Raw genomic sequence first — 5,142 nt, forward strand, 5'->3', positions numbered from 1 at the left:
GCGGCGATGTCGATCAGCGGCAGCGCCGCGCGGTTGAGCTTGCCGCCCACCGTCGTCGGCAGGTCGTCGATCAGCGCGATCTCGCGCGGGACCATATAGCGCGGCAGGGTGGCGAGCAGATCGCCGCGCAGCGCGTCGAGGTCGGGCGGCTGGCGCGGATCGTCGGCCACCACGAAGGCGACGAGTTCGGGCACGCCGCGATGGTCCTGCATCCGGCAGCCGGCCGCGCGCACGCCCGGCAGCTCGGCCAGCCGCGCCTCGATCTCGCCCAGTTCCACGCGGTATCCGCGCAACTTGACCTGCGCGTCGATGCGCCCGTGGTAATAGAAGTTCCCGTCCGCCTCGCGGTGCACGAGGTCGCCGGTGCGATAGATGCGGCCCAGCACCGGATGATCGCAGAACTTCTCGGCGGTCAGGTCCGGCCGGTTGCGGTATCCGCGCGCCACGCCCGCGCCGCCCATGCACAGTTCCCCGCGCATTCCCTCGGCCACTTCATCCAGCGCCTCATCCAGCACCCAGGCGTGCATTCCCGGCACCGGCGCGCCGATGGTGATCGGCTTGCCCGGCACGATATCGCCGCGCAGGCAGGTCACCGCGCATTCGGTAGGGCCATAGCCGTTCACCAGCCGCCGGCCCTTCTGCCACAGGTCGGCGATGTCGCGCGGCAGCGCCTCGCCACCCACGTAGAGCAGCTTGAGGTCGGGCAGCGCGCGTTCGGGATCGGCGCAGCCGCTGGACCGCAGCAGCGTCGGCGGCGGGCAGAACACGGTGGCGCGCTCGTCGCGCAGCCAGCCGACGATGTCCGGCCCCAGCCGCGCCGCCGCATCGTCCATCACCAGCAGCGTGGCGCCGGTGGCGAAGGCAAGCCACGTTTCCTCCAGCGAGGAATCGTAGGCGGAGGACGATCCCTGCACCACGCGGTCCGCCGTGGTCAGGCCGAATTCGGCGATGTCGGACGCGACGAGGCTGGCGATGTTGCGATGCTCGATCATCACCCCCTTGGGGCGGCCGGTGGTGCCCGAGGTGTAGATCACATAGGCCAGCCGGTCGGCGGCGAAGCCCTCCGGCAGATCGCCCGCCGGGGGGTCGCGCGCCAGCAGCGCGTCCGCATTGAACAGGCGCGCGGGATCGTCCACCAGCGGCGCCAGCCGCGCCAGGCCCTCGGCGTCGGCCAGCACGGCCACAGGCTCCGCGTCCTCCAGGATTTCGCGCATCCGTTCCTCGGGGAACGACGGGTCCAGGCAGGTGAACGCCGCCCCGGCCTTCAGCACCGCCAGTTGCGCGACATAGAGCAGTGGCGAGGTGCGCGGCAGCAGCAGCGCGACGATCGCTTCCCCGGCGATCATCGGCGCAAGGTGTCGCGCCAGCCGGTCCGAAGCGTCCGCCAGTTCGGCATAGGTCATCGTCGCGCGCACGGCGCGGTCGCGGCCCGGCGGGATGTCCAGCGCCATCTGCCCCGGCACGCGCGCGACGGTATCCGCCAGAAAGGCGTGCAGCAGGCGGCCGGTCTCGTCCGCCGCGCCGCGCGCCAGAATTGCGCTGTCCTCGAAATTCATATGGTCCCCTGCTTCCGGCCCGAAGCGGCCCGCGGGTGCCCCGCATGACGCGCTCCGCCGGAGCGGGGCGCCATGCCGATACAATCCGCGATTTTCCAGCAATAGATGCGGGCTATCGACTGCAAAGTGACCGTCAAATTAAGGTCCGGTAAGGAAGGCCCCGCACCACCTTTCGATAATCTCGAACACTTTGGCCCACATTATCCGGATCATTCCGACTCGGGCTTTGCGGCATAGTGACCACATCGCACGATGGAGACGACGCCATGCTCAAAGCCCTGCTCGACACCGCCACCCCGCGCCTCAGCCCGGCCGAATGGCAGGATGTGAAGGCCGCGCTCAACGCCGTGGCCGATTGCCCCTGCGGCCAGCCCCCGCTCGCCGGATCGCTGCGCGACCGCGTGGGCCGTGCAGTTGGCGCGATCACCGGCCACGTCGTCAAGCCGCGTCCGCGCGCCGCGGCCGACACCATTCCCGCCCACCTGCGCCCGGTGCGCGATTTCCTGTGCGAAAGCCACCGCACCCGCGCCCTGGCCCGCCAGCACATCCCCGCGCTCGCCGCGCAAGGCTATTCGCCGGCCCAGATCGAAGCGATGGCGCTGCTCGGCGCCTGATTTCCCCGCACACCGCTCCCTCCCCACACCAAGGAATCCCGCCATGACCACCCGCACTTCCACCGTCGACGGCGTCGATCTCGTCATCCTTCCGCCCGTGCGCGATCTGGGAGACGGTTTCCAGGTTCGCCGCGCGCTGCCTTCGGCGCACCGCCGCATGGTCGGCCCGTTCATCTTCTTCGACGAGATGGGGCCGGCCACGTTCGACACCGGCGAAGGGCTGGACGTGCGCCCGCACCCGCACATCGGCCTCGCCACGATCACCTACCTGCTCGAAGGCGAGATCCTGCACCGGGATTCGCTGGGCTCGGTCCAGCCGATCCGCCCCGGCGAGGTCAACTGGATGACCGCCGGCAGCGGCATCGTCCATTCCGAACGCACCGCGCAGGAGCAGCGCAGCCACGCCAACGCGCTGTTCGGCCTGCAGACCTGGGTGGCGCTGCCCACCCAGGCCGAGGAAGTCGATCCCGCCTTCGTCCACCACAAGGCCACGGACATCCCCGTGATCGAGGACGCCGGCACGCGCCTGACGCTGATCGCCGGCACGTCGGACGGGCTGGTCTCGCCGGTGAAGACGTTCTCCGACATGGTCTATGCCGATATCGCCCTGGCCGATGGCGCGCGCTATCAGGTGAAGGCCGAACACATCGAGCGCGCGATCTACGTGGTCGGCGGCGAAGTGGAAGTGGTCGGCCAGACCGGCACTTTCGCCAAGGACGAACTGGTGGTGTTCAAGCCCGGCGCCGAAGTGATCCTGCGCGCCCGGGGGCAGACCCGCATCATGCTGCTGGGCGGCGAACCGCTGCCCGAAAAGCGCAACATCTTCTGGAACTTCGTCTCGTCCTCAGCCGAACGGATCGAGCAGGCCAAGGAAGACTGGAAGGCCGGCCGCTTCGCCCGCGTTCCCGGCGAAAGCGAATTCATCCCCCTGCCGGCCTGACCGCCCGCCCGTTTTCAGGAGAAATCCCATGGTTCACGGCACCGCCCATATCGGCAAGGACCGCTACCGCACCGAGATCGAGGTCGACGGCCACCGCATCGTGGCCGACGAACCGCCCGCGCTCGGCGGCGCCAATGCCGGCCCGGCGCCCTATGACCTGATCCTGGCGGGGCTCGGCGCCTGTACCGCGATCACGCTGCGCATGTATGCCGATCGCAAGCAGTGGCCACTCGAATCGCTCGACGTGGCGCTGCGCCTCACCGGCGGCAAGGACGATCGCCGGATCGAACGCGTCCTGACCATCGCCGGGCTGGACGCGGACCAGCAGGCGCGCCTGGCCGATGTGGCCGAACGCACCCCCGTCACGCTCACGCTGAAGGGCGGCATCGCGATCGACACGCGGCTGGCCTGAACGGCCCGGCCCGGCTTTAGCTCTCCCGCCTTTCGTCATTGCGAGGGGCGAAGCCCCGCGGCAATCCAGAGCGGTATGCGGGCCAAAGCGGCACGCGGGGCACTGGATTGCTTCGCTTACGCTCGCAATGACGATGCGGATGCCGTCCGCCTCTATCCCGCCGCCAGCTTGCGCCCTTTCGCCCCGGCCGCCACGGTGAAGCGCGCCAGCCGGCTTTCGGTATAGCGCGGCTCCAGCACGGTGGAGACGGCCAGGTAATCGGCCACGGCCTGCGCGGGCGTCAGCGTCAGCAGGACATAGCCCTTGGCGCGCTGGTCGCAGAACACCACTTCGGGGCTGGCTTCGCGCAGCATCTCGCCCAGCGGCACCGCCGGCATCTCGTCGCCGATCGAGGGGCTGGTGATCGACGAGGTGCCGAATTCCACCGCCACCGCGGTGCCGGCGTCGTCCGCCAGATTGGTGGCCCAGAAGGCGTGGCTGTCGCCCGCCAGCACCAGCGGTTCGCTGCCGGCGCGGCGGAAGCTGGCATAGAGCCGCTCGCGCGCCGCCGGATAGCCATCCCACGCATCGAGGTTGAACGGCACCCCGGCGCGGTAGCCGGCCTGCGCGGCTTCCGCCCGCCGCCGCGCGCGGGGCGACATCGCCGCCAGCATCGCCGCCGCCTTGTCCGGCCCGAACTGCTTGTCCAGATCGGGGCCGTTGATCCGGCCCATGTTCACCTGGTTGCCGATCACCTGCCAGGGCGTGCCCGCCTTGACCGAGTCGGCCAGCTCGCGCTCCACCCAGGCGCGCTGCGGTTCGCCCAGCATCTCGCGGTCCGGGCGGTTGCGCTCGGCCAGCACGGCGGCGATGTCCTCGGTGGCCGGCACCCCGTCCTTATGTTCCGCCTGATGGCTGCGCGCCAGCAGCCGCGTTTCCACCATCAGCAGCGTGGCCAGATCGCCGAAGGCGAAGCTGCGGTTGATCGCTTCCCACGGCTGGCCCGGGCGGGGATCGCGGATCGGCAGCCATTCGAAATAGGCCTGCATCGCCGCCGCCTTGCGCTTGCCCCAATCGCCCTCGGCGGCGGGCTGGTGGTTTTCCGCGCCGCCGATCCAGCTGTCGTTCGCGGTTTCGTGATCGTCCCACACGCAGATGAACGCGGCGCGGGCGTGCGCGGCCTGCAGCATCGGATCCCGCTTGTAGAAGGCGTGGCGCGCGCGGTAGTCGGCCAGCGTCACCACTTCGTGCGCCGGCTCCACGATCCGGCCGATTTTCCGCCCGATCGCCGCGCCATAGCCGTCCGCGCCGTATTCGTAGATGTAATCGCCCAGGTGGATCACCGCGTCGAGCCGGTCGCGCCTGGCCAGCGCGTCATAGGCGTTGAAGAACCCGCCGGGATAGAGCTGGCAAGTCACCACCGCGAAGACCACGTCCGCGGTCGCGCCGCGGGGCAGTGTGCGGAAGCGGCCGGTGGGCGAGCGGGTGCCATCGGCCAGTTCGAACCAGTACCAGTAATCGGTGCCCGCCTGCAGCGTGGCCGGCTCCACCTTGACCGTGAAATCGCGCGCCGCGCGCGCGTCGGCCGCGCCGCTTTCCACCGGCGTGCCGCCCTCGCGCGCCGCCACGTGCAAGCGCACC

At 70.1% G+C, this 5,142-nt stretch carries 5 protein-coding genes; 3 read left to right on the plus strand and 2 right to left on the minus strand.

Features of this window, described 5'->3' with window-relative positions; translation table 11 throughout:
- Positions 1-1,556: amino acid adenylation domain-containing protein (locus B3547_RS12940; RefSeq protein ID WP_292963767.1), on the minus strand; the 1,556-nt coding region annotated here is incomplete at its 3' end.
- Between the two features lie 266 nt (positions 1,557-1,822).
- On the opposite strand from B3547_RS12940, the gene B3547_RS12945 reads away from it, so the two are divergent.
- Genes B3547_RS12945 through B3547_RS12955 form a run of 3 tightly spaced genes read left to right on the plus strand, consistent with a single transcriptional unit; the run spans position 1,823 to position 3,522 of the window.
- Positions 1,823-2,170, plus strand: coding sequence for a hypothetical protein (locus B3547_RS12945; protein ID WP_233497457.1), 348 nt, complete (start codon positions 1,823-1,825; stop codon positions 2,168-2,170).
- Positions 2,171-2,213: 43 nt separating this feature from the next.
- The gene (locus B3547_RS12950; RefSeq protein ID WP_292963768.1) at positions 2,214-3,110 is read left to right on the plus strand and encodes a pirin family protein; all 897 of its coding nucleotides are present in this window, start codon (positions 2,214-2,216) and stop codon (positions 3,108-3,110) included.
- Positions 3,111-3,138: 28 nt separating this feature from the next.
- Positions 3,139-3,522, plus strand: coding sequence for an OsmC family protein (locus B3547_RS12955; protein WP_124809695.1), 384 nt, complete (start codon positions 3,139-3,141; stop codon positions 3,520-3,522).
- A 152-nt stretch (positions 3,523-3,674) separates the two neighbouring features.
- Here the strand turns inward: B3547_RS12955 and B3547_RS12960 are convergent.
- A partial coding sequence (locus B3547_RS12960; protein ID WP_292963771.1) for an alkaline phosphatase D family protein occupies positions 3,675-5,142 on the minus strand: 1,468 nt, incomplete at its 5' end.

Source organism: Novosphingobium sp. UBA1939, assembly GCF_002336885.1.
Lineage (GTDB): Bacteria > Pseudomonadota > Alphaproteobacteria > Sphingomonadales > Sphingomonadaceae > Novosphingobium.